Annotated in this window: 13 protein-coding genes and 1 riboswitch; of the genes, 8 read left to right on the top strand and 5 right to left on the bottom strand. The window is 64.6% G+C overall.

Features of this window, described 5'->3' with window-relative positions:
* Positions 1 to 44: 44 nt before the first annotated feature.
* The 8 genes from AC1VVM_RS24785 (at position 45) to AC1VVM_RS24820 (ending at position 13,374) form a co-directional block, all read left to right on the top strand.
* Positions 45 to 2,414: a beta-L-arabinofuranosidase domain-containing protein gene (locus tag AC1VVM_RS24785; RefSeq protein WP_482956859.1), complete on the top strand. Its 2,370-nt coding sequence runs from the start codon at positions 45 to 47 to the stop codon at positions 2,412 to 2,414.
* Positions 2,415 to 2,425: 11 nt separating this feature from the next.
* The gene (locus AC1VVM_RS24790; protein WP_482956860.1) at positions 2,426 to 3,454 is read left to right on the top strand and encodes an Ldh family oxidoreductase; all 1,029 of its coding nucleotides are present in this window, start codon (positions 2,426 to 2,428) and stop codon (positions 3,452 to 3,454) included.
* 1 nt (position 3,455) lies between these two features.
* Entirely contained in the window at positions 3,456 to 5,243 is a 1,788-nt protein-coding gene (locus tag AC1VVM_RS24795; protein ID WP_482956861.1) for a DUF885 domain-containing protein, read from the top strand.
* Positions 5,233 to 6,828: a family 43 glycosylhydrolase gene (locus AC1VVM_RS24800; RefSeq protein WP_482956862.1), complete on the top strand. Its 1,596-nt coding sequence runs from the start codon at positions 5,233 to 5,235 to the stop codon at positions 6,826 to 6,828. The genes AC1VVM_RS24795 and AC1VVM_RS24800 overlap by 11 nt, the downstream gene beginning before the upstream one ends.
* 227 nt (positions 6,829 to 7,055) lie before the next feature.
* On the top strand, positions 7,056 to 9,764 hold the full coding sequence (locus tag AC1VVM_RS24805) for a TonB-dependent receptor (RefSeq protein WP_482956863.1): 2,709 nt from the start codon (positions 7,056 to 7,058) through the stop codon (positions 9,762 to 9,764).
* Between the two features lie 217 nt (positions 9,765 to 9,981).
* On the top strand, positions 9,982 to 10,896 hold the full coding sequence (locus AC1VVM_RS24810; RefSeq protein WP_482956864.1) for a dihydrodipicolinate synthase family protein: 915 nt from the start codon (positions 9,982 to 9,984) through the stop codon (positions 10,894 to 10,896).
* A 10-nt stretch (positions 10,897 to 10,906) separates the two neighbouring features.
* A complete protein-coding gene (locus AC1VVM_RS24815; RefSeq protein WP_482956865.1) occupies positions 10,907 to 11,905 on the top strand; it encodes a 4-hydroxyproline epimerase in 999 nt (332 codons plus the stop codon).
* Positions 11,906 to 12,147: 242 nt separating this feature from the next.
* Positions 12,148 to 12,254, top strand: a riboswitch (SAM-I-IV-variant riboswitch).
* A 55-nt stretch (positions 12,255 to 12,309) separates the two neighbouring features.
* Entirely contained in the window at positions 12,310 to 13,374 is a 1,065-nt protein-coding gene (locus tag AC1VVM_RS24820) for a threonine aldolase family protein (protein WP_482956866.1), read from the top strand.
* Between the two features lie 92 nt (positions 13,375 to 13,466).
* Here the strand turns inward: AC1VVM_RS24820 and AC1VVM_RS24825 are convergent, their stop codons facing one another.
* From AC1VVM_RS24825 to AC1VVM_RS24845, 5 genes are all read right to left on the bottom strand, one after another.
* A complete protein-coding gene (locus AC1VVM_RS24825) occupies positions 13,467 to 16,352 on the bottom strand; it encodes a TonB-dependent receptor domain-containing protein (protein ID WP_482906333.1) in 2,886 nt (961 codons plus the stop codon).
* 249 nt (positions 16,353 to 16,601) lie between these two features.
* Entirely contained in the window at positions 16,602 to 18,746 is a 2,145-nt protein-coding gene (locus AC1VVM_RS24830; protein ID WP_482956867.1) for a molybdopterin-containing oxidoreductase family protein, read from the bottom strand.
* An 88-nt stretch (positions 18,747 to 18,834) separates the two neighbouring features.
* On the bottom strand, positions 18,835 to 20,361 hold the full coding sequence (locus AC1VVM_RS24835; RefSeq protein WP_482956868.1) for a glycoside hydrolase family 27 protein: 1,527 nt from the start codon (positions 20,359 to 20,361) through the stop codon (positions 18,835 to 18,837).
* A gap of 82 nt (positions 20,362 to 20,443) precedes the next feature.
* Positions 20,444 to 21,862 carry an amino acid permease gene (locus tag AC1VVM_RS24840; protein ID WP_482956869.1) on the bottom strand — a complete coding sequence of 473 codons (1,419 nt, stop codon included), beginning with the start codon at positions 21,860 to 21,862 and terminating at the stop codon, positions 20,444 to 20,446.
* Positions 21,863 to 21,884: 22 nt separating this feature from the next.
* The gene (locus AC1VVM_RS24845; RefSeq protein WP_132391356.1) at positions 21,885 to 22,541 is read right to left on the bottom strand and encodes a GntR family transcriptional regulator; all 657 of its coding nucleotides are present in this window, start codon (positions 22,539 to 22,541) and stop codon (positions 21,885 to 21,887) included.
* Between the last annotated feature and the right edge of the window lie 228 nt (positions 22,542 to 22,769).

Genomic DNA, 22,769 nt, shown 5'->3' on the forward strand with positions numbered 1-22,769 from the left:
CCTTATCAGTAACCGTATACGATATTCGATAGGAGTTTCTGGTGATGAAGGCCAATCGGCGCGAATGGATGGCGGGCGTTGCGGCGCTGGCTGTCAGCTCTGTCCCTCTCAAGGGCTTCGCGGCTGTCATCGCCCCCAAGCTTCCGATCAAGGCGAAGCCGCTGCCGCTGACCGATGTGCGCCTTGCGCCGTCGGACTATGCGACGGCAGTGGACGTCAACATCGACTACCTGATGTCGCTCAGCCCCGACCGTTTCCTGCACAATTTCCGCAAGTATGCGGGGCTTGAGCCCAAGGCGCCGATCTATGGCGGCTGGGAATCGGACACCATCGCCGGACATACCATCGGCCACTACATGACCGCGCTCGTGCTGGCGTGGCAGCAGACCGGCAATCCCGAATGCCGCCGCCGCGCGGACTACATCGTCGACGAACTGGCGCTCTGTCAGGCGCAGCGCAGCGATGGCTACATCGGCGCGCTTGGCCGCAAGACCAAGGACGGCAAGGTCGTCGACGGGCAGGAAATCTTCCCCGAAGTCATGCGCGGAGAGATCAAGTCGGGCGGGTTTGACCTCAACGGATCGTGGTCGCCGCTCTACACCGTGCACAAGTACTTCGCGGGTCTGCTCGATATCCATGCGGCCTGGGGCAATGCCAAGGCGTTGGAAGTGGTCATCGGCCTTGGCGGATACTTCGAGAAGGTCTTCGCCGCGCTTGACGACAAGCAGATGCAGGAACTGCTGGGCTGCGAATATGGCGGCCTCAATGAAAGCTATGCCGAACTCTACGCCCAGACCGGCGATCTGCGCTGGCTGAAGGTGGCCGAGCGCATCTACGACAAGAAGGTGCTTGATCCGCTGGTGGCGCAGGAGGACAAGCTCTCCAACTTCCACGCCAATACGCAAGTCCCCAAGCTGATCGGCCTGGCGCGCATTCACGAGCTGACCGGCAAGGACGAACCGGGCCGCGCCGCCCGCTTCTTCTGGGAGCGCGTGACCCAGCATCACAGCTATGTGATCGGCGGCAATGCGGACCGCGAATACTTCTTCGAGCCCGACAATATCGCGCTGCACCTCACGGAATCGACCTGTGAGCACTGCAACACCTACAACATGCTGAAGCTGACCCGTCAGCTCTACTCGTGGCAGCCGGATGGCGCGCTGTTCGACTATTACGAGCGCGCCCACCTCAACCACGTGATGTCGGCGCACAACCCGCACACCGGCGGCTTCACCTACATGACGCCAATGATGAGCGGCGCCCCGCGCGGCTATTCGCAGCCGGGCGAGGAAGCCTTCTGGTGCTGCGTCGGCTCCGGCATGGAAAGCCATTCGAAGCATGGCGATTCCATCTACTGGCAGGGTGACGACACCCTGTTCGTGAACCTCTTCATCCCGTCGAAGGCGGAGTGGAAGGCCAAGGGCGTGGCGCTGACGCTGGCCACCGAATATCCCTTCAAGCCCGAAGTGGGCGTGACGCTGGATGCGGTGAAGAACGGCAAGTTCACCATCGCGCTGCGCATTCCGGGCTGGGCCAACGGCCGCGCGCTGGTCGCCGTCAACGGCGCCCCGGTTCCGGCAAACGCCGTCAACGGCTATGCCGTGATCGACCGCCGCTGGAAGAAGGGCGACACGATTGCGCTCACCCTGCCGCTCGATCTGCGGTTCGAGGCGGCTGCCGGTTCGCAGGACGTGGTGGCCGTGCTGCGCGGTCCGCTGGTCATGGCGGCGGACCTTGGCCCGGCCGAAATGGAGTTCACCGGCGTCGAGCCGGCGATGGTGGGTGACAATCCGCTGTCCGCCTTCGCGCCGATCGTGTCGGACCGTCCGCGCTTCCAGACCACCGGCGTGATGCGTCCGGCGGACCTGACGTTCGTGCCGTTCTACAGCCAGTACGACCGTCGCAGCGCCGTCTACTTCAAGCGCTTCACCGAAGCCGGCTGGAAGAGCGAGGAAGCCTCGTTCCTCGCCGAGCAGGCGCGCCAGAAGGACATCGCCGCCCGCTCGATCGACGTCATGCACCTGGGCGAAATGCAGCCCGAGCGCGACCACAACCTGACCTCGGAAATCTCCTACCCGGTCTCGTACCGTGGGCGGAACGGGCGCGATGCCCGCTCGGGCGGCTACATCGAGTTCACGATGAAGGTAAAGCCGGGCCCGCTGCTGCTGCAGGCGACCTATTGGGGCAGCGAACGTTCGCGCGTGTTCGACATCTTCGTCGATGGTACGAAGGTCGTGACCCAGACGCTCGACAACGATACGCCGGGCAAGTTCATGGATGTCGACTATCCGCTGCCGGAAGCGCTGACCAAGGGCAAGAGCCAGGTCAAGGTGCGCATCGTGCCGCATGACCGCAGCTCGGCCGGGCCGATCTTCGGCATGCGTCTGTTCACGGCCAAGCCGGCGACCAAGTGAGTTTCAAAGACATGACTGCTCTCAATGAAGTCGCGCTGTCGCTCGACGAAGCAGATGCGCTGGCCCGCAAGGTTCTGGTGGCCTGCGGTCTTGCCCCCGATCACGCCGCTGCCGTGGCCCAGACCATGGTCTCGGGCGAGCGGGACGGCTGCACCTCGCACGGGCTCTACCGCCTGCTCGTCGCCGCCAATTCGGTGGCGCGCGGCGTGGTAGTGCCCGATGCTGTGCCCGAAGTGAGCGAGCCGGCCAAGGCGCTGGTCAAAGTGGACGGCAAGGGCGGCTTCGCCCAGCTTCCCTTCGAGCGCGGGATGCCGCTGCTGGTGGAGAAGGCCAAGACTTACGGCATCGCCGCCATGGCGCTCAACAACGTGGTCCACTTCGCCGCGCTCTGGCCGGAAGTCGAGGCGCTGGCCGAGCAGGGCCTTGTTGCACTCGCTTTCACGCCCAGCCACGCCTGGGTCGCGCCGGAGGGTGGCACCAAGCCGGTGTTCGGCACCAACCCGATCGCTTTCGGCTGGCCGCGCCCCGATCGCGCGCCCTTCGTGTTCGACTTCGCCACCAGCGCAGTCGCGCGCGGGGAAATCGAACTGCACCGCCGCGCGGGCAAGGCGATCCCGCCGGACTGGGGTTATGACGCCGATGGCCGTCCCTCCACCGATGCCAAGGCCGTGCTCGATGGCGCGATGCGCACGTTCGGAGCGCACAAGGGATCGGCGCTGGCGGCGATGGTCGAACTGCTCGCCGGGCCGCTGATCGGCGACATGACCAGCGCGGAATCGCTGGCGGCAGACGAGGGGCGCGGCGGTTCGCCCATCGGCGGCGAACTGATCGTCGTCATCGATCCGGCGGGCTTCCTGGGCGACAGCGTGGACGAATACCTGAAGCGCGCTGAGACCATGTTTGAAACCATCGAAGGACAGGGCGCTCGCCTCCCCGGTGCGCGCCGCCTGCTCGCCCGCGCTCGCTCGCAAGTGGAAGGCGTGCGCATCCCCGCGCAGCTCCACGCCGACATTCTCGAAATTCTCGAAAGGGGAAATTGACGTGAAGAATACGCTTGGCCGTGCGCTGCTGCTGGCAGGCGCGGCGCTTGCCGTGGGCATCGCCCACGCCGCAGTGGCCGCCCCCGCCGCTCAGACTGCAAAAGTCCAGACCGCCGACGAGGCGTTTGAGGCGATCTACACGTCCGAATATGCCTGGCGCGTGGCACAGTCGGGCCCCAGCGAGGATGGCCCGAAGAGCCAGACCCTGATGCTGCCCGATGTCGGCGCCAAGGCGCAGGCCGAGCGTCTGGCCCGCTGGACTCAGGTGGAAAAGCAGCTCGCCGCCATCGATCAGGCCAAGCTTTCGCCGGAAAACCGCATCAACTTCGCAGTCTACAAGGGCCAGATTGACGCCCTCGTTGCCGAGCAGCGTTACCGCGATTACGAAAAGCCGTTCAACGCCGATACCAGCTTCTGGGGCGATCTGGCCGGCTGGGCGCGGGAGCCGCTGCGCGACCAGAAGGGCGCCGAGAACTACCTCGAAATGCTGCGCGAGATCCCGCATTTCTACGATCAGCAGATCGACAATATGCGCGCGGGCCTGAAGCGCGGTTTCTCGGCTCCGCAAGTCACCCTGATCGGGCGCGACAAGAGCATCGAACTCGTCGTCGACGCCAAGACGCCCGAGGACTCGCCGTTCTACGAGCCGTTCAAGAAGCTGCCCTCGACGATCCCGGCCGCCGAACAGGAAAAGCTGCGCGCGGCAGCCCGCGCCGCGATCACCGGCAGCGTCGTGCCCGCGCACGCCAAGCTGCTGACGTTCATGCGCAGCGAGTACGAAAAGCAGGCCCGCAAATCGCTCGCTGCTTATGCGCTGCCCGACGGCAAGGCCTACTACCAGTCGAAGATTTCCGAGTTCGTCACGCTCGACAAGTCGCCGGAGGAGATCCACCAGATCGGCCTCAGCGAAATGGCCCGCATCCGCTCGCAGATGAACGAGGTGATGCAGCAGGTCGGCTTCAAGGGGGACCTCAAGGCGTTCCTGCACTTCCTGCGCACCGATCCGCAGTTCTATCCCAAGACGCCGAACGAGCTGCTTTATCGCGCCGCGTGGATCGCCAAGACCTTCGACGGCAAGGCCTCGCAGTTCTTCGGCCACCTGCCGCGCAGCCGCTTCGCCATCAAGCCGGTGCCCGATGACATCGCGCCGTTCTACACCGGCGGTCGCGGCGGCCCGGGCATCTACCTCGTCAACACCTACGACCTGCCGAGCCGCCCGTTCTACTCGCAGATCGCGCTGACCCTGCACGAAAGCGCGCCGGGCCACGCGATGCAGATGCCGCTGGCAATGGAGAACAAGGACCTGCCGGCCTTCCGCCGTGACACCTATCTCTCGGCTTACGGCGAAGGCTGGGCGCTCTATTGCGAGGCGCTGGGCGAGGACATGGGCATGTACGAAACGCCCTATGACCGCTTCGGCATGCTCAGCTATCAGGCCTGGCGCGCCTCGCGCCTTGTCGTCGATACCGGCATTCACGCCAAGGGATGGACCCGCGAACAGGCACAGCAGTACCTGCGCGACAACACCGCGCTTTCCGATCACGAGATCGAGACCGAAGTGGACCGCTACATCTCCTGGCCGGGCCAGGCGCTGTCCTACTACATGGGCCAGCTCGCCTTCATGGACGCGCGCAAGAAGGCGGAAACTGCGCTTGGGCCGAAGTTCAACATTCGCGCTTTCCATGACGCGGTCCTGCAGCTTGGCGGCGTGCCGCTGCCGGTGATCGACCAGCGCGTCGACCAGCTGATCAAGGACGGCGGCAAGGGGCCCTATCCCGATGAGGAATAGCCTCGCACTGATGCTGGCGGCGTGCGCGTTTGCGCCCGCCGCCCCGACACCCGTTTTCGCGCAGCAGGCGCCAGTCGCCCGCGAACTGACCATTCCGGGCAATCCGATCCTCGCCGACGGGGATTACTACTCCACCGATCCCGCGCCGTTCGTGGCGGACGGCCAGCTCTGGATCCTCACCGGGCGTGACGAGGCGGCGAGCGACGTCAACGACTTCATTATGCCCGAATGGCAATTGCTGAAGACCGCCGATCCGGCCTCTCACAAGTGGACGCATTATCCGGCGATCCTGAAGCCGGAAAACGTCTTCGCATGGGCCGAACCCGCGCGTGCCTATGCCGGGCAGATCATTCAGGGCCCCGAGGATCCGAATGGGGTCAAGCGCTACTACCTTTACGCCCCGGTGCTGGAGAAGAACAGCGAGGCCAAGGACCGCTTCGCCATCGGCGTGGCCGTGGCGGACAGCCCGCTCGGCCCATGGCGCGATGCGCATCCCACAGGCCCGATCATCTCGCAGAAGGTGCCGGTCGCCAACGATATCCAGAATATCGATCCGACCATGATGATCGACGACGATGGCCGGGTCTTCATCTACTGGGGCACATTCGGCCAGCTTCGCGGCATGGAGCTGGATCGCGACATGATCACGCCGAAGGGGTCTGAGCTGGAGATGAAGGGCCTCACTGGCTTCTTCGAGGCGCCGTGGATCATGAAGCGCAAGGGCACGTATTACATGCTCTACGCCGGCAACAAGGCCGGCCCGACGTCAGACTGCACGCCCGCCGTCTACCACGCCTGCATCGCCTACGGCACCGCGCCCTCGCCGATGGGGCCGTGGACTTATCGCGGCGTGGTGCTGAAGCCGGTATCCTCCACCACCTCGCACTCCGGCGCGGTGGAGTTCAAGGGGCAGTGGTACCTCGCCTACCACACGGCGGACGCCAAGGGCGGCGGCCACTTCCGCCGCAGCGTCGCGCTCGACAAGATGGAGTGGGACGACAGCGTCTCGCCCGCGCGGATCCTGCCGGTCACCCCGACCCTGCGCCCGCAGCCTCCGCTGGCCGCCACGCGCAACATCGCCCGTTCGGCGTGGGCGACCGCTTCCAACAAGCCGGTGCCGGTGCAGTTCTGGATCAAGTCGCTGAACGACGGGATCGTGAAGGAAGCCCCGCTGCCGCCCGACATGTGGGGCAGCTGGTCACCGAACAACCCGCCCAGTCAGTGGATCGAATACCGCTGGGATGTGCCGGTCACCGTAAACGGATCGCGCATCCGCTTCTGGAACGACCAGCCCGCCGGTTCGGGCGTCGGCGTCGCGCCTCCGGCCAAGTGGCATCTCGAATACTGGGAAAAGGGCTGGAAACCCGTCCCGCGTCCCAGCGCCTACGGCACCGCAACCGACGCTTTCCAGAACGTCTCATTCCGCCCGATCACCACCCGCTGCCTGCGCGCGGTGATGGAGGCATCCACGGACGGCAAGACGCATGCCGCGCTTGCCGTGCAGGAATGGGAAGTGCTGGCGCGCCAATCAGCAGCCCCGAGGGTGCGCGATTCGGACAAGGCTCCCCCGCCCCCCTGCGGGTAGGGAGCCGAATCGAATTTAATTCTCCGACTAATTGAAAGGGGAGTGCGGTCCGTCTGCACTCCCCTTTCTCGTTATAAATGCAAGATTCGATGCATTTTTGTCACGGAACGCCCGTTTTGTTGCCGGTCCGTGACAACTCCGTTGACTCCGACAAATAAAGTAGGAGGTATACGATATATTCGGGTGCGATCCGGGGCCGAGGGCCGAACAAACAAGGGGAAGTTCGCATGATGTCACGTAGAGTTTCGCGGCGAGGTTTGGCGCTTTCGTCGGCCATGACGGCGGTTATGGTCATGGCGCTGACAGCCGCGCCGGGCGCCGCCCGCGCCGAGGAAAACGCCGCTGGCGACACCGCCCAGCCGGGCGCGACGATCATGGTCACCGGCGTCAGGGGCAGCGTCGAAAAGGCCGCCCAGAAGAAGCGCAAGGCGAAGCAGATCGTCGACTCTGTGGTGGCCGAGGACGTCGGCAAATTGCCGGACAATAACGTCCCCGAAGCGATTGCCCGCGTCACCGGCGTCCAGATCGACCGCGTCCATGGCGAGGGCTCGTCGATCTCGATCCGCGGCATGACCGACATCTCGACGACCATCAACGGCTTCGAGGCTACCAGCGGCGTCGGTCGCTCGATGAGCCTGTCGGACGTTCCGGCCGAACTGCTCAAGGCCGTCGACGTCTACAAGACCCGCACGCCCGATCAGGTGGAAGGCGGCATCGCCGGCACCGTGAACGTCGAGCTGCGCCGCCCGCTCGACCTCAACAAGGGCCTGACTCTGGCGGGCAGCTTCCGCGAGGTGTTCTCCAGCATCGGCAACACCAAAAGCCCCTATGGCAGCCTCCTGGTCGGCGACAGGTTCGACACCGGGATCGGCGAGATGGGCTTCCTGATCAACGCATCCTACACGCGCAACAACTACAACGAGACGTTCCTTGAAAGCGAGACGCCGGGCACTTTCTTCGGCACCGATCTGAACTCGCTTCCCGCCGATCAGCAGCAGACGACGATCACGCCCTATGCGGTGAATTACGGCACGGAAAACGGCCGGATCTCGCGCCCTGCGCTCAACGCCGTGTGGCAATGGCAGGCCAGCGACCAGCTCGATTTCGTGGTTGAGGGCAATTACTTCGGCAGCCGTGAGCTGCGTTCACGCGATCGCCTGCATCTCGTGCTGCGCAATGGCAACTACAACCTGTCGAACATCTCGTATGCGGATAACGGCAATACCGATTTCCAGACCATCGACGGCATGACGGTGGCGCCCGCCTCCGGCATCATCGCCGGTGGACCGGAATCCTATTACGAGCGCCAGACCTCGAACAACTACGGCGGCAACTTCGAGACCCACTGGCACAACGATCACACCAAGATCAATTTCAGCGCCCAGTACAATGAGTCGAAGCGCGTCTACTACGGTGTCCTGAGCACCTACCGCTTCTCGACGATCGACAGCGCGACGGTGAACTTCAATGAAGACGTCGGCGCCGGCCGTGGTCCCTTCGTCTCGTTCAACGGCGTCGATATGTCCAACCCCGGCGAGTATTATCTCGACAATCTGCATGACGAACGCGGCGTCGAGCGCAGCCGCAATTTCGCATCGCAAGTCGATTTGACGCAGGATCTTTCCGATACCGGCCTGCTGCGCTCGTTCCAGATGGGCGCGCGCTTCACCGATCGGAAAATCAGCTTCCGTTACGGTTATCGCGACAGCTTCCCGCGCAATAACGGAGCGACCATTGCGCTCGACGACGTCGGCTATCCCTACGAGACATCGACGACCGATGTTTCGGGCTTCGACGCGCCGACCTGGTATCATCTCGACGGCAAGTATCTCATGAACAACATGGATAGCGTCCGTCAGTGGTTGCAGGGCGTGAGCACGACCGGTCAGGACTGGTCGACCGAGAATCCGAGCCTCAATCTCGGCAGCGGCTATGCCTCGCGTGAGAAGACTTTCGCGGTCTACGGGCAGTTCAATTATGCCTTCGACGCAGGTGTGCCGGTGGAGGGCGTGTTCGGCGCCCGCGTGGTCAACACGTGGGGAACATCGGACAGCGCCTCCTACAATATCGACAAGCAGAATAACCAGGTCATCACCGACGCCGCCGGCAAGGGCAATTTCCTCGATGTCCTGCCAAGCTTCAATGCGATTGCCCACTTCACCTCGAAGCTGCAATTGCGCCTGGCCTGGACGAAGAATGTCCAGCGGGTTGGTTTCGATGCGCTCAGCCCGTTCCGGATCGTGAACTTCCAGAACAATACGGTCACGTCCGGCAATCCGGATCTCAAGGCCTATAGCGAAAACAGCTTCGACGCTTCGCTCGAATATTACTTCGGACGCGCAGGGTCGGTGTCGTTCGCGTCATACCTCAAGAAGCCAAAGGGCTATATCTACTATTCGGTCGCGGACGAGTACGTTCCGGAATTCGGCGGGATCGGCCAGGTCTGGACGAACCGCAATGCAGGCGGCGGCACGTTCCAAGGCTTCGAGATCGCCGGGCAGACATTCTTCGACTTCCTGCCCGGCTTCTGGAAGAACTTCGGTGTTCAGGGCAACCTGACCTGGCTGCGCAAGGGCAACATCAATTACCCCGACGGTTCGGACAACAATGCCATCGGCATGTCGAAGCTGACCTACAATGCGGCGCTCTACTACGACACGCCGGAGTTCAGCGGCCGTGTCGCCTGGAACTATCGCTCGCGCTATCGCACGTCGGTGATGTCGGACTTCCCCGACTACTCGCCCTACATGGACGCGACGTCGCGTCTGGACGCGGCGCTCAACTTCACGCCGTGGGAGCATATTACGTTCAGCGTAGAGGCGACGAACCTGCTGAAGAACAATGCCCAGATGTGGTGGGGCAAGGATCGCCTGCTTCCCTATGGCGTGCGCCTGCAGGCGCGCACCATTCAGGCGGGCGTGCGCTTCCGCTTCTGAACCGGCGTTCCGGAACGGTTGAAAGGGGGCGTGGGCATTGATGTCCGCGCCCCCTTTTTTTGGGCAGCGGCAGTTTTCGGAGCGTGCAATTGCCCATTTTCGCCGGGATTTGTTTGACTTGCGGTGCATGCAGTGGTGCAAAGAATGCAATTGCACACTCATTTGTAATATCGTATACGATATCTGCATTAACAAGAAGCGCAGGAACGAGATAGTTATGGCAATTGCTTGGAAGGGTGTGTTCCCGGCCGTCACCACGCAGATCCGCGAGGATCTGTCGCTTGATCTCGCTGACACGCAGCGCGTCGTCGACGATCTGATCAACGACGGCGTGACCGGCGTGATCGCGCTTGGCACCGTGGGCGAGAACAACTCGCTCGAATACGACGAGAAGGTCCAGGTTCTCACCGCGATCGTCGAAGCCGTGAACGGCCGCGTTCCGGTTGTCACCGGCGTTTCGGAATTCGATACCCGCCGCGCGGTGCGCTATGCACAGGCCGCTGAAAAGGCCGGCGCCGATGGCCTCATGCTGCTGCCGCCGATGGTCTATGTGCCCAAGGCCAAGGAACTCGTCGCGCACTTCAAGGGCGTGGCCGACCAGACCGTTCTGCCGATCATGCTCTACAACAACCCGCCGGCCTACCGCACGGTGATCGACAAGGACGTGCTGACCGCGCTGATCGATGTGAAGAACATCGTCGCCGTCAAGGAATCCGCGCCGGACACCCGCCGCTTCACCGATTTCCGCAACACGTTCGGCGATCGCTACACGCTGTTCGCGGGCCTCGACGACGTGGCTCTGGAAGGTCTCTACCTCGGCGCGCAGGGCTGGGTTTCGGGCCTCACCAACGCCTTCCCGAAGGAATCGGTCGAGCTGGTCAAGGCGTTCGAGCGCGGCGACCATGCCAAGGCGATGGAAATCTACCGCTGGTTCATGCCGCTCCTCCACCTCGATGCCGAGCATGACCTTGTCCAGTCGATCAAGCTGGCTGAGCAGGTCATGGGTCGCGGTTCGGAGCGCGTTCTGCCTCCGCGCTACGTCCTTGAGGGCGAGCGCCGCGCGGAAGTGATCGCGATGGTCGAAAAGGCCGCCGCCACCCGTCCCGACCTGACGGTCGCGGCAGCAGCATAAGGGAGCGTCGATGCGGCACACTTTCTTCTGCATCGACGGCCACACAGCCGGTAACCCCGTTCGCCTTGTGGCGGGCGGGGCTCCGCTGTTGAAGGGCGCCTCGATGTCCGAGCGCCGGCAGGACTTCCTGTCGCGGTTCGACTGGATGCGCACGGGGCTCTGCTTCGAGCCGCGCGGGCATGACATGATGTCAGGCGGCTTCCTCTATCCGCCTTGCGATCCGGCGAACGACATCGGCATCCTGTTCATCGAGACCAGCGGCTGCCTGCCCATGTGCGGCCACGGCACCATCGGCATGGTCACTTTCGGGCTTGAGCACGGGCTGATCCAGCCGGCGACGCCGGGCAAGCTGCGTGTTGAGGTTCCGGCGGGCGTGATCGAGATCGCCTACGAGACCAATGGCTCCAAGGTCACTTCGGTCCGCATCACCAATGTCCCCGCCTATGTCGCCGAGCGCGGCATCGAGGTGGACGTGGAAGGCATCGGTCCGCTCTCGATCGACGTGTCCTATGGCGGCAACTACTACGCCATCGTCGAGCCGCAGGGGAACTACACCGGCCTCGACGATCTGGGTGCCTCGCGCATCATCGAGCTTTCGGGCCGGATCCGCGAAGCCGTGCGCGCGAAGTACGAGCCGGTCCACCCGCTCGATTCCACGATCCGCGGCGTCAGCCACATCCTCTGGGCCGACAAGCCCAAGCACGAGGGCGCCGATGGCCGCAACGCCGTGTTCTATGGCGACAAGGCGATCGACCGTAGCCCTTGCGGCACCGGCACCTCGGCACGCATCGCGCACCTGCACGCGACCGGCCGCCTGAAGGTGGGCGAGCGCTTTGTGCACGAGAGCTACATCTGCAGCCGGTTCATCGGCCGCGTCGAACAGGAAGTCACGCTGGGCGACAAGCCGGCGATCATTCCCTCGATCGAAGGTTCGGCCATCGCCACCGGTTTCAACACCATTTGGATCGACCGCGAAGACTCGTTCTGGGCCGGTTTCCAGGTAACCTGATTAGAGTACCCACCCGATCGGCGGGTCTGCATTCCCTCGCCGCCGATCTCTCTTTGGCCCTCGCCGTAATCCGGCGGGGGCTTTTTTGTGCGGCCGCAATAGCTGCCTTCGGCACTTCGGAGGATGCCAAAAGGCCGGGTAAGTCAGGGGCTTCGCGTCAATGGCATGTAACAGAAATCGGTAATGTTTGTGCGCAGAGCCGTAACACTCTTGCGTTGCGGCGTTGCGGGGTTTATTGGCCGCCACAGCATCAAGAGTCGGACCGACGTTCGACACCAACCTGCTCCCGAGCAAGGTGGTGCCTCCAGAAAGGAGGGATGTGGCCGGACCGGCAATAAACGGGACCTTCAGCCGCAGTTACGTCGATCCGATGCTTGTCTATCGAAGCATGAAGGAATCGATCAATGACAGACCAACCTCAGCAGTTCGCGAGCGACAATTACGCCGGCATCTGTCCTGAGGCGCTTGCCGCGATGCTGGCTGCGAACGAGGGGTCGGCCGTTGCCTATGGCGACGACGAATGGACCTTGCGCGCCGCCAACACGTTCCGCAGCCTGTTCGAGGCGGACGGCGAAGTGTTCTTCGTCTTCAACGGCACGGCGGCGAACTCGCTGGCGCTGGCCTCGCTCTGCCAGTCCTACCACAGCGTGATCTGCTCTTCCTCCGCCCACGTCGAGACCGACGAATGCGGCGCGCCGGAATTCTTCTCCAACGGTTCGAAACTGCTGGTTGCGCCCTCGGCCGACGGCAAGCTGACCCCGGCCGCGATCCGAGCCCTGGCGGCGAGCCGCTCCGACATCCATTTCCCCAAGCCGCGCGTGGTGACGATCACCCAGCCGACCGAGACCGGGCAGGTCTATTCCATCGACGAGATCAAGGCGATCTCGGCGGTCTGCCGTGAGCTTGGCCTCAAGCTGCATATGGACGGCGCGCGCTTCGCCCATGCCTGCGCGGCGCTCGGCTGCACCCCTGCCGCGATCACGTGGGAGGCGGGCGTGGACGTGCTCTGCTTCGGCGGCACCAAGAACGGCATGGCCGTGGGCGAGGCGATCATCTACTTCGATCGCGCTCTGGCGGCGGACTTCGAATATCGCTGCAAGCAATCCGGCCAGCTCGCGTCGAAAATGCGCTTCCTCTCGGCGCCGTGGATCGGGTTGATCGAGACCGGAGCATGGCTACGCAATGCCGAGCACGGCAATGCCTGCGCGCGGCGGCTTGCCGAACTGGTGGGCGATTTGCCCGGGCTTTCCTTCAAGTTCCCGGTGCAGGCCAATTCGGTGTTCCTGGAGGCTCCGGCCGAAGTGCTGGAGCGTCTGCGCGGGCGCGGATGGCGGTTCTATACTTTCATCGGCGGCAGCGCCCGTTTCATGTTCGCGTGGGACACCGATCTCGCCCGCGTCGAGGAACTGAGCCGCGATTTGCGCGAGATTACGGCTGAAGTCGCTGGCGAGCACGTTCCTGCAGCCTGACCCAAACGCAAAAGGCCCGCCCGGTCTTGCGACCGGACGGGCCTTGGATTTCACATCGGCTCCGAGTGGGGACGGGGAGCCGCTGTGCGGGATCAGAAGTTGGCGGTGAAGCCCACGAAGATCGTGCGGCCCAGCGCGTCGTAGACGCCCGGATAGGTATTGCCGTTGCCGAAGGCCGACAGGATGCCCGCAGCGATAGCCGGCGGATTCTTGTCGAACATGTTGTTCACGCCTGCGCGAAGGGTGAACTGCTTGTCGATGGCCTGCGAGACCGAGAGATCGAAGTAGTTGTAGGCATCGATCTTGCGATTCACCACGCTGGGCGTGCCGGCCAGGAACGGATTGTCCGACAGGCTCGAAAGCTTGGTGCCGCCGATATAGCGCCACGACAGAGAGACGGTGGTATCGCTCGGCGCCATCCAGGTCATGCGCGCAACATGGCGCCATTCCGGGTTGGGCTGGCCGCAAGTATAGCCGAACAGGCCCTTGCAGTCATAGGAACCGAGGCCCGAGATCGGCTCGGACTTCTGCGAGGCCAGCCAGGTGCCCAGCATGTTGACATTCACCTGACCGGCATTGCCGATGTTGAACGTGTAGTCCGCGTTCACGTCGATGCCCGAGGTCTTCAGGTAGCCGGTGTTCAGCATGGTCGAGACGACATAGCCCGCGTTCGTGCCGAACAGCGCGCCCGAGCGCGGATCGCGGTGGAACAGGCCGCAGAAGTACGGATCGCCCGTGGTCGCGCACTGGCTGATGCTCAGCGAAGGCGCGATCGAGGAGATGTAGTCCTTCACCTTGATCGTGTAGTAATCGACCGAGAGCGAGAAGCGGCGCAGCGCCTTGGGCGTCAGCACGAAGCCCAGCGTGTAGGTGTCGGCCGTCTCCGGCTTCAGGTCGATATTGCCGCCGCCAAGTGCGGAGCAGGTGTCGGCCGGGCAGGTGGGGATCTTGCCGTACTGCGCGGCGGTTACGCCGGTGAGCTCGCAGGCTTCCAGCGACGCGGAGGGGCTGGCGCCCGAGCAAGGATCCTGTGCCGCCACGTTGCCCACCGACTGCGAGGCGAACAGTTCGCCCACGTTAGGCGCGCGGATGGCGTGGTTGTAGCTGGCGCGAATGCGGATATCGTCGATCGGCTGCCAGCTCAGCTCGCCCTTGTAGGTCCAGACGTTGTAGCCGGACTTGATGCCGGTCGAGTCCTGCTTGTTGTCGTAGGACGAATAGCGCAAGCCGCCGTTGACGGTCAGCGAGCGGAAGAACGGCTTGTCCTCGATCAGCGGCACTTCGACTTCGCCGTAGCCTTCGACAACGCTGATCACGCCGTCCGAATTGGTGGCGCCGCCCTGCTGGGCGATCTCGTCCGCGAAGTAGTTCAGCGATTCGCGGCGCTGCTCGGCACCGAACGCGACGCCGACGCCGTGGCTGGCCCAAGGCAGGGTCACGCCCATTTCGCCAAGGTCGCCGCTGATGTTGCCCGAGAACACCCGCAGCGAATTGCGCGAGGAGGTGTGGCTCGGCGTGAACAGGTATGCGCCCTGTTCGGCGGTGACGCCGCCGGCCTGGAACACATTGGCCGGGATGCAGCTCGGATCGCTTCCGTCGATGACCGACTGGCAGGTCGGCACGCCGTTCACGTCCACGACGTTGAGCGCGCGGGCGGCCTTCACGGCGTCAACGTTGTTGAGGTAGGTCTCCTTGTAGCGGACCAGCGAGTAATTGTAGTTCACGTCATAGCTGAAACCGCTGCCAAGGTCGCCCTTGACCCCGGCGCTGTAGCGGTAGTCGTTGTAGTTCAGATCGTCGCGTCGCGGTGCGATCGACATGCGGTAGCCGACCAGCGAGTCCGCCGTCGTCGCGGTTCCGGCCTTGGCGCCGCAGATCGCCTGAAGCTGGCTGGCACTTGCCAGCGGGTTGTCGCACGAGATCGCGAAAGCCTGCCCCAGGAAGATCGCGGAAGGCGCCACCTGCGAGAAGGTGTGATCGCGCATGAACATGAAGCTGCCGTAGACTTGCGCCGCCGGGCTGATGTCGAAGTGCGCGAAGCCGCCCGCGTTGATGCGCTCGTCCGAACGTTGGATGTAGCTGTCGGGCGCGTAGTTGTAGGCGTAGCTGTTGTCGTACGGCACCAGGGTCTGCGTGCCGTTGCGATTGTTGATCAGCGTCTGGCCCTGATAGGGGCTGGCATCGTCCAGCGGCACGAACGAGCCGTAGGGCGTGTTGCTCGAACCACCGCAATAGAGACCGGCGCCGTCATCGTTCAGCGCGCAGGACGAATAGTCGCGGCTGGACTGCTTGACCGGATCGACATGGCGATAGCCAGCGAAGACCGTGATATTGCCGCGACCGTCGGCAAAGTTCTTGCCCGCCGAGATCGTGATGTCCTGCTTGCCGCCGTCGGCCACCGACCGGGGCGCGGTGTCGTAGCCCTGCGAGCGGACGAGGCTGCGGATCGAGCTGTCGTCGTTGGTGTGCTGCGCGAAGCCGGTCTGGGCGTCGATGCGGACACCGTCCAGATCCTTCTTCATCACGAAGTTGACGACGCCCGAAAGCGCGTCCGAACCGTAGACCGCCGAGGCGCCGCCGGACATCACGTCCACGCGCTCGATCAGGCTGCTGGGAATGAAATTGGTGTTGATCGCCTGCGAGGGCATCAGGCGCTGGCCGTCGATCAGCACCAGCACGCGGTTCGAGCCGAGGTTGCGCAAGTTGATCTTGGCGGTGCCGTCCGAACCGTTCGACACGTTTTCGTTGGCGTCGGCGGTGAACTGCGGCAGGCGGTTCAGCACCTGATCCACGGTGGTCGCGCCCTGGAACTTGAATTCGTCGGAACCGACGACCGTCTGCGGGCTGTTGCTGGCGAGATCCGCGCGCTTGATGCGCGTGCCGGTGACGACGATGTCGGCGGCCGGCGTGGCGTCCGAAGCGCCGTCCTGAGCGAACGCGGCCTGGCCGAAGGCCGTGCCTGCAATGATCGCGGACATGGCGGCCGCGCAATAAAGTGTTCTGTTACGACCCCTCATGGGTTTCACTCCCTTGTTCAATGTCGGGAGGTTGCGACACATTTCGGCGCATGTCAAATATAGTATACGAAATAAGTTATCTGTCGTAAAAATGCCGCAATGACGCCTTGTTTGCGGTACGGGCGGCGGACGGTTTTCGGGCAGGATGGCACGCCTCTCCGCTCGCCGGGAGGCGACGGGGGCGAGTCGCCGGGGCGGAAGGGGCTTCCTTCAGACGGGCGTGACGCGGACCGGAATGCCCGAAAAGCGCGGCATGTAGTTCACCGAGGCGAGCCCATCGACAAGTGAGGTCAGTTCGCCGGTATTGGCGCCGCCATCGGCCAGTGGGTCGCCGGTACCGACCAGCGGGCCGAACATGTGCGACATCGAGACGACCCCGCGCCGCAGCCGGTCCTCGCCGCGCGCGAGCGAGCGGATCGTGCCGTAGGGCGAGGCGATCTCGACAAGCGTGTCCTCTGCAAGGCCCAGCGCGGCCATGTCGAGCGGGTTCATCCACGCCGGATTGACCGGATAGCGCTTGCGCGCCCCTCGCGATTCCCGGAACGCGCCATTGAGCGTGTGCAGCGTGCGGCGGCAGACGAGCTGGAGCGGATAGCTCTCGTCGGCACGCTCGTCTGCATAGGCGCGGAACTCGGCGGCGACGTCATCGGGCATGAGCTGGAGTTTGCCGCCAGCGTTCGGGGCGGGCTGTACGAAGGAGGCCGGGGTATCTGGCCGCAGCCCCTCGGGATGGGCCACAAGCTGGTCGAACTCCACCGCGCTTTCCCCGCAAAGGAAGCGGCAGAGGGCTTCGGGATCGGGCTTTTCGGTCACGCTCAGCGGCAGGCCGCGCGCGATATCCTCGAAACGCTGGCCGTAGCTCCAGTACTTGAAGGTGAGCGGCAGGTTCATCCGGGCGGAAAGGGCCCAGAAGAACTCCCAGTCGTGCACGCAGCCCTCGGGTTTTGCGGCGATGGGCGGCGCATATTGCGCGAAAGGCTCGGGGTACAGCGCATCGGCGGCGATAGTCAGGTCGTGCCGCTCGAAAGGCTGGCTGGCGGCCACGACATAGTGCGCGCGCTTGCCGGTCTCGTTCATCCGGGAATCGAGCGAGACCAGCAGGTCGAGCTGCGCGAAAGCGGCGCTGGCGACCGCCGGATCGCCCACCGCCTTCAGCGGATCGCCGCCGAAGACGATCAGCGCGCGGATCCGGTCGGGCGAATCCGCCGTGATCTCGCCCGGAAGCAGGGCGCTGGGAAATTCGCCCAGAAGCTGTCCGGTCGGCGCGCTCACGCACTGCGGCGCCTGCTCGAAGCCGCGCGTGGGCGGGACGGCCATCTCGTAGAAGGCGCGCGGGCGAAGCGTGCCCGGATTGCGCACCCGGTCGCCCGCGCGGCGATAGCCGCCGCACAGCACATTCACCAGTTCGATCATGTGATCGGCAAGGTTGGAATGGGCGGAGAACGAGGGACCGGTGCCGCTGCCGACACCCACGTTCCGTGCCTCGCCCAGCCAGCGCGCGGCCTGTTCGATCTGCTCGGCCGGAACATCGGCGCGGGCGGCGGCCCACTCGGGCGTCGCGGCCGCCACTATTGCGCGGACCTCGCCAAGCCCGGCGCACCAGCGCTCCACGAACGCGGCATCGTACCCGCCGTCGCGCAAAAGGACATTGGCGATGGCCGCGAAGATGGCGGCATCGTGGCCCGGCAGCGGCTGAATCAGCAGGTCGGCATAGCGGGCGGTCTCGGTCCTGCGCGGATCGACGAGGATCAGCTTCATGCCGCGCGCCCGCGCCGCCTCCAGCGCCCGGCCGGGCGCACCGCTTTCGACCAGCGCGAACGGCGCGCCCTGATGGGTGACCAGCGGATTGCCGCCCGCCAGCAGCGCCACGTCGAGGTCGCGCAACGAATGACGGCCGCTCGCGAACGTGCCCATCCGCGCCATCGTCACCCACTTGGCGGACTGGTCGATGGTCATTGTCGAGAAGAAGTTGGGCGTGCCGAGCGCGGCGACCCACGCCCGCTCCATCAGCGCGCCCAAGGTGCTCCGATAGGCGCCGGTGCCGTGATAGACCGCGACCGAGCGCGGCCCGTGTTCTGCCACCAGCGCGGCCAATTTGGCGCCGATGGCATCGAGTGCCGCTTCCGCCGCGATCGGCTCGAATGCGCCGCCTGCCCCGCGCGCGAGGCAATGCAGCAGGCGGTTCTCCGCCCCGTTGTGAAACTCGACCGAGGCGAGCCCCTTGGGGCACAGATAGGCGCCGTAAGGGGAAGCCTCGCCATCGGGCCGCGCGCGGATCAGGCAGCCTTGCTCGATCTCGATCTCCATCGAGCAGGCGGCGCTGCAATTGCGGCAGAAGGTCCGGGCGGTCTCCATCGTTCCGCGATGGAACCGCCCGGCGAGGGAGGAAAGGGCGTGCGGGCTGTCTTGCCGTCAGGGGCAAGCCGGTCCGCCGCCCCCGGCGCTAGTCCGCCTTGGGACCGTGCACCGCGACCAGGACCACGCCGTGCGCAGGCACGGTGTAAGCGGGGGGCAGGGCGCCCGAACGCGCGCCGCTCCAGAGATCCTCGACACCGTCGACAGTGCGCAGCCCGGCATCGGCGGCGGTCAAGGCAAGCGAGGCGGCGCTGCCGCCCCGGTTGAACAGCGCCAGCGCCACGCGCCCGTCGGCGAGCGGCTTGCTCCAGACTTCCAGCGCGCCCGCCTTGCGCAGGGCCTTGCCCTGAACCCCCAGCGCATCCTGATCGACCGCGATGACGCGGCGGTTGGTGAGCATGGCGAGCGTTTCCGGGCTCATTTGGCTGAGATCATGACCCATCATCAGCGGCGCGGCGGACATTGCCCAGAGCGACATGTGGGTGCGGTATTCGTCCGCGCTCATGCCGCCATTGCCGATTTCCAGCATGTCGGGATCGTTCCAGCCGTGCGGACCCGCGAATGCGGCGCTGCCGTTCTTGTCGAAGCCGATCTTGGCCATGGTCGGATAGTCGTCGGTAATGTCGCCTGTCGTGCGCCACAGCACCCCGCCGACATCGCGGCCCCAGCCGCCCACGTCGAAGCGGCCATATTCGCAGAGCGAGAACACGATATCGCGTCCCGTTTCCTGAAGCGCCTTGCCCATCTCATAGTAGCTGCGCTTCACGGTATCGGCATCGGCGTAGAACCACTCGCCCGAGCAGAGGTCGTACTTCAGGTAGTCGAAGCCCCAGTCCGCGAAGCTCTTGGCGTCCTGCTTCACATGGCCGTAGCTGCCGATGTAGCCCGCGCAAGTCTTGGGGCCCTGCGAGGAGTAGATGCCGATCTTCAGCCCCTTGGAATGGACGTAGTCGGTCAGCGCCTTCATGTCGGGGAACTTGGCATTGGGTTGGAGCACGCCGCTGGCATCACGCGTTCCCTGCCAGCCGTCGTCGATGTTGATGTAGATGTAGCCCGCATCGCGCAAGCCCGAGGAGACCATGGCATCGGCCATGGCGCGCACGGTCTTGTCGTCGATATGGTCGGCGAACTTGTTCCAGCTGCTCCAGCCCATCGGCGGCGTGGCGGCAAGCTTGCTGGGGATCGGCGCACCGAGCGCGGGCAGCGATGCGAACTGGAAAGCGCGGGCTTTGGCGTCCTTCGCCGTGCCGGGGCGGCCGGTGCTGTCGATCTCCGATTCCCAGATCTGGCCCTTCAGGTGCGCTTGGCCGCCCTCGATCGCGACGCTCCACTGGCGGGTGAGGTGATCGCGGTCATTGAGGTTGCGCGCCTCGAACTTCAGCACGCCGCCTTCGAGATGCGGGTTGATCATCTCGACCGGGCCGTACCACTGGGTGGTGACCGAGCCGGCGATCTTGCCGCCTTTCGAGGTGACTTCCATCATCGTCACGCCCGGCGTGGGCGGGGTGTCGTCGAAGAGCCAGACGCCGTCGTAGGCCGTTTTGGCAAGGGCGGGGGAGGCGGAGGCAAGCAGGGCGCCGGCAAGGGCGGCTGCCGTCATCAGGGCGTGTTTCATCGCGATCTCCTTGGACCGTGTCGCATTCGGGAAAGGGGGGAGCGAGTGGGGGGAATGCCCGGCCGGGCATTCCCCGAAAGGCTTAGGCCGCGAGCTTGGCTTCGCGGGCGGCTTCGCTGCGGGTACGGCCGTAAAGGCTGTAGGCAACGAGGCCGATGACGTTCCACATGCCGAAGCGGATCAGCGTCGTCGAAGGCAGGCTGAACAGCAGGTAGGCGCAGCCCAGGATCGTCAGCGTGCCGACCACGTAAGGCTGCGGGCACTTGAACAGGCGCGGAAGCTGCGGCGCGCGGCGGCGCAGGATCATCAGGCACGCGCCCACCGAGATGAAGGCGATCAGCGTGCCGGCGTTGGCCAGCTCGGCAATCTCGTCGAGGCGGAAGATACCGGCGACAAGGGCAATCGAAATGCCGGTGATCAGGGTGATGCGGGTGGGCGCGCCGGTGCGCGGGCTGATCTTGGCAAGGCTGCGCGGCAGCAGGCCGTCACGCGCCATCACGAAGAAAACGCGGCTCTGGCCGTACATCATGACAAGGATGACCGAGGGCAGCGCGAGCACGGCGGCGAGCGCGATCAGGTGTGCGGCTACCGGCTGGCCAAGCTGGCGCAGCACGAGCGCGAGCGGCTCGGGCGAGTTGGCAAGCTGCTGGAAGGGCAGCGCGCCGATCGCGGTGATGGCAACGGCCATGTAGATCACGGTGCAGACCAGCATCGAACCGACGATGCCGATGGTGAGGTCGCGACCGGGGTTCTTGGCTTCCTCTGCCGAAGTGGCGACCGCGTCGAAGCCATAGAAGGCGAAGAACACGATGGCCGCCGCCGCCATCACGCCGCGCTGCATGCCGCCCACCTCGGTGCTGGCAAAGCCATAGGGCATGAAGGGGTGCATGTTGTCGGCATTGAAGGCGGGCGCTGCCATGAAGACGAAGATCGACAGCGCAACCAGCTTGATGATGACCAGCACGATGTTCAGCGTCGCGCTTTCGCGCGTGCCGGCGATCAGCATGCCCATCACTGCCAGTGCCACCATCACGGCGGGCAGGTTGACGATGCCGCCGCCATGGGGACCGACCAGCAGGGCGTGCGGCAAGTGAACGCCCGCAGATTCGATCCAGCCGACCAGATAGCCGGACCAGCCGACCGCCACGGTCGAACAGGCCAGCGAGTATTCGAGGATCAGGCTCCAGCCCACCACCCAGGCAACGGTTTCACCCATCGCCGCATAGGAGAAGGTATAGGCGCTGCCTGCGGCCGGGATCATCGTGGCCATTTCGGCATAGGCGAGCGCTGCGCAGGCGCAGACCGCGCCTGCCACGGCAAAGGCCAGGATCACGGCGGGCCCAGCGCGCTCGGCGCCGACCCCGGTCAGGGTATAGATGCCGGTGCCGACGATGGCGCCGACACCCAGGGCGATCAGATGCGGCCAGCTCAGCGTCTTGGCCAGGGAGTGTCCGGAATCGCGCTGCGACAGTTTTTCTATGGATTTACGCGGTCCGAGCATGGAATCCCCTGTTTTATCGTGTTCAGCCGGTCAATTCGGCAGTGAAATGGGCGCGCAGATCGTCCAGCGTGCTGGCGATGTGCTGGGTGAGCAGTTCCTTCACCCGGTCCGCATCCGCGGCAAGCCAGGCGTCAAGCAGGTCACGGTGTTCGGTATGCGCGCGGTCTCCGCGACCGGCCGGTTCGAGGTGCCGAAGCACGTAGCGCTCGGCGAGCACTTCCAGGCGCTCGACAAGCTGCGTGGTCAGCAGCCGCTTGGCCGGACGCACCAGCGCGACGTGGAATTCGCGGTTGCGCACCGCCACGTCGTTGAGGTTGTCCTTGGCAGCGGCGTCGAGCCGTTCGAAGGCCGCGATAGCGGCCTGCTTGTCGGCCTCTTCGGCGCGGGTGCAGGCATAGGCGGCGGCTGCCGGTTCCACTGCAAGGCGCAGCAGATAGATTTCTTCGGCCTGATCGGTCGACATCGGGCGGACGAACCAGCCGCGATTGGCCTGGCTGGTCAGCAGCCCTTCGTGTTCGAGCCGGGCAAGGGCCTCGCGCAGCGGGATCTTGCTGACGCCGAGTTCGGCGGCGAGCGCATCCTGCCGGACCGGCTCCATGACAGGCAACTTTCCTTCGACGATCCTTTCGCGGATCACGTCGAAAATACGTTCGGCAAGCGTGCGGACGACGATTGTCACCTGAGGGTCTCCATATGGGGCGCCCGCGGGCGGCGCGGTGCCGTCGCGGAGCGGACGTATACGGTAGATGATGTCCCGGAGACCCGCAATATTCCCAACACGGACGTTGGGAAGAATCGCGGCGACGGCGTGGCCGTTCGCCTGCTCAAACCGGGGAAAATCGAACCCATTCGTGATACGCCGCCTTGCGTGGAACTCTCGATACTCTTATATCGTATACGATTGTAT

The organism is Novosphingobium sp. BL-S-33 (assembly GCF_056857025.1).

Excerpts from the sequence above, each read along its gene's own strand:
- AC1VVM_RS24825 (WP_482906333.1), bottom strand. The coding sequence starts at position 16,352 with ATGTCCGCGATCATTGCAGGCACGGCCTTCGGCCAGGCCGCGTTCGCT.
- AC1VVM_RS24800 (WP_482956862.1), top strand. The coding sequence starts at position 5,233 with ATGAGGAATAGCCTCGCACTGATGCTGGCGGCGTGCGCGTTTGCGCCC.
- AC1VVM_RS24790 (WP_482956860.1), top strand. The coding sequence starts at position 2,426 with ATGACTGCTCTCAATGAAGTCGCGCTGTCGCTCGACGAAGCAGATGCG.
- AC1VVM_RS24830 (WP_482956867.1), bottom strand. The coding sequence starts at position 18,746 with ATGGAGACCGCCCGGACCTTCTGCCGCAATTGCAGCGCCGCCTGCTCG.
- AC1VVM_RS24810 (WP_482956864.1), top strand. The coding sequence starts at position 9,982 with ATGGCAATTGCTTGGAAGGGTGTGTTCCCGGCCGTCACCACGCAGATC.
- AC1VVM_RS24785 (WP_482956859.1), top strand. The coding sequence starts at position 45 with ATGAAGGCCAATCGGCGCGAATGGATGGCGGGCGTTGCGGCGCTGGCT.
- AC1VVM_RS24815 (WP_482956865.1), top strand. The coding sequence starts at position 10,907 with ATGCGGCACACTTTCTTCTGCATCGACGGCCACACAGCCGGTAACCCC.
- AC1VVM_RS24835 (WP_482956868.1), bottom strand. The coding sequence starts at position 20,361 with ATGAAACACGCCCTGATGACGGCAGCCGCCCTTGCCGGCGCCCTGCTT.
- AC1VVM_RS24840 (WP_482956869.1), bottom strand. The coding sequence starts at position 21,862 with ATGCTCGGACCGCGTAAATCCATAGAAAAACTGTCGCAGCGCGATTCC.
- AC1VVM_RS24820 (WP_482956866.1), top strand. The coding sequence starts at position 12,310 with ATGACAGACCAACCTCAGCAGTTCGCGAGCGACAATTACGCCGGCATC.
- AC1VVM_RS24805 (WP_482956863.1), top strand. The coding sequence starts at position 7,056 with ATGATGTCACGTAGAGTTTCGCGGCGAGGTTTGGCGCTTTCGTCGGCC.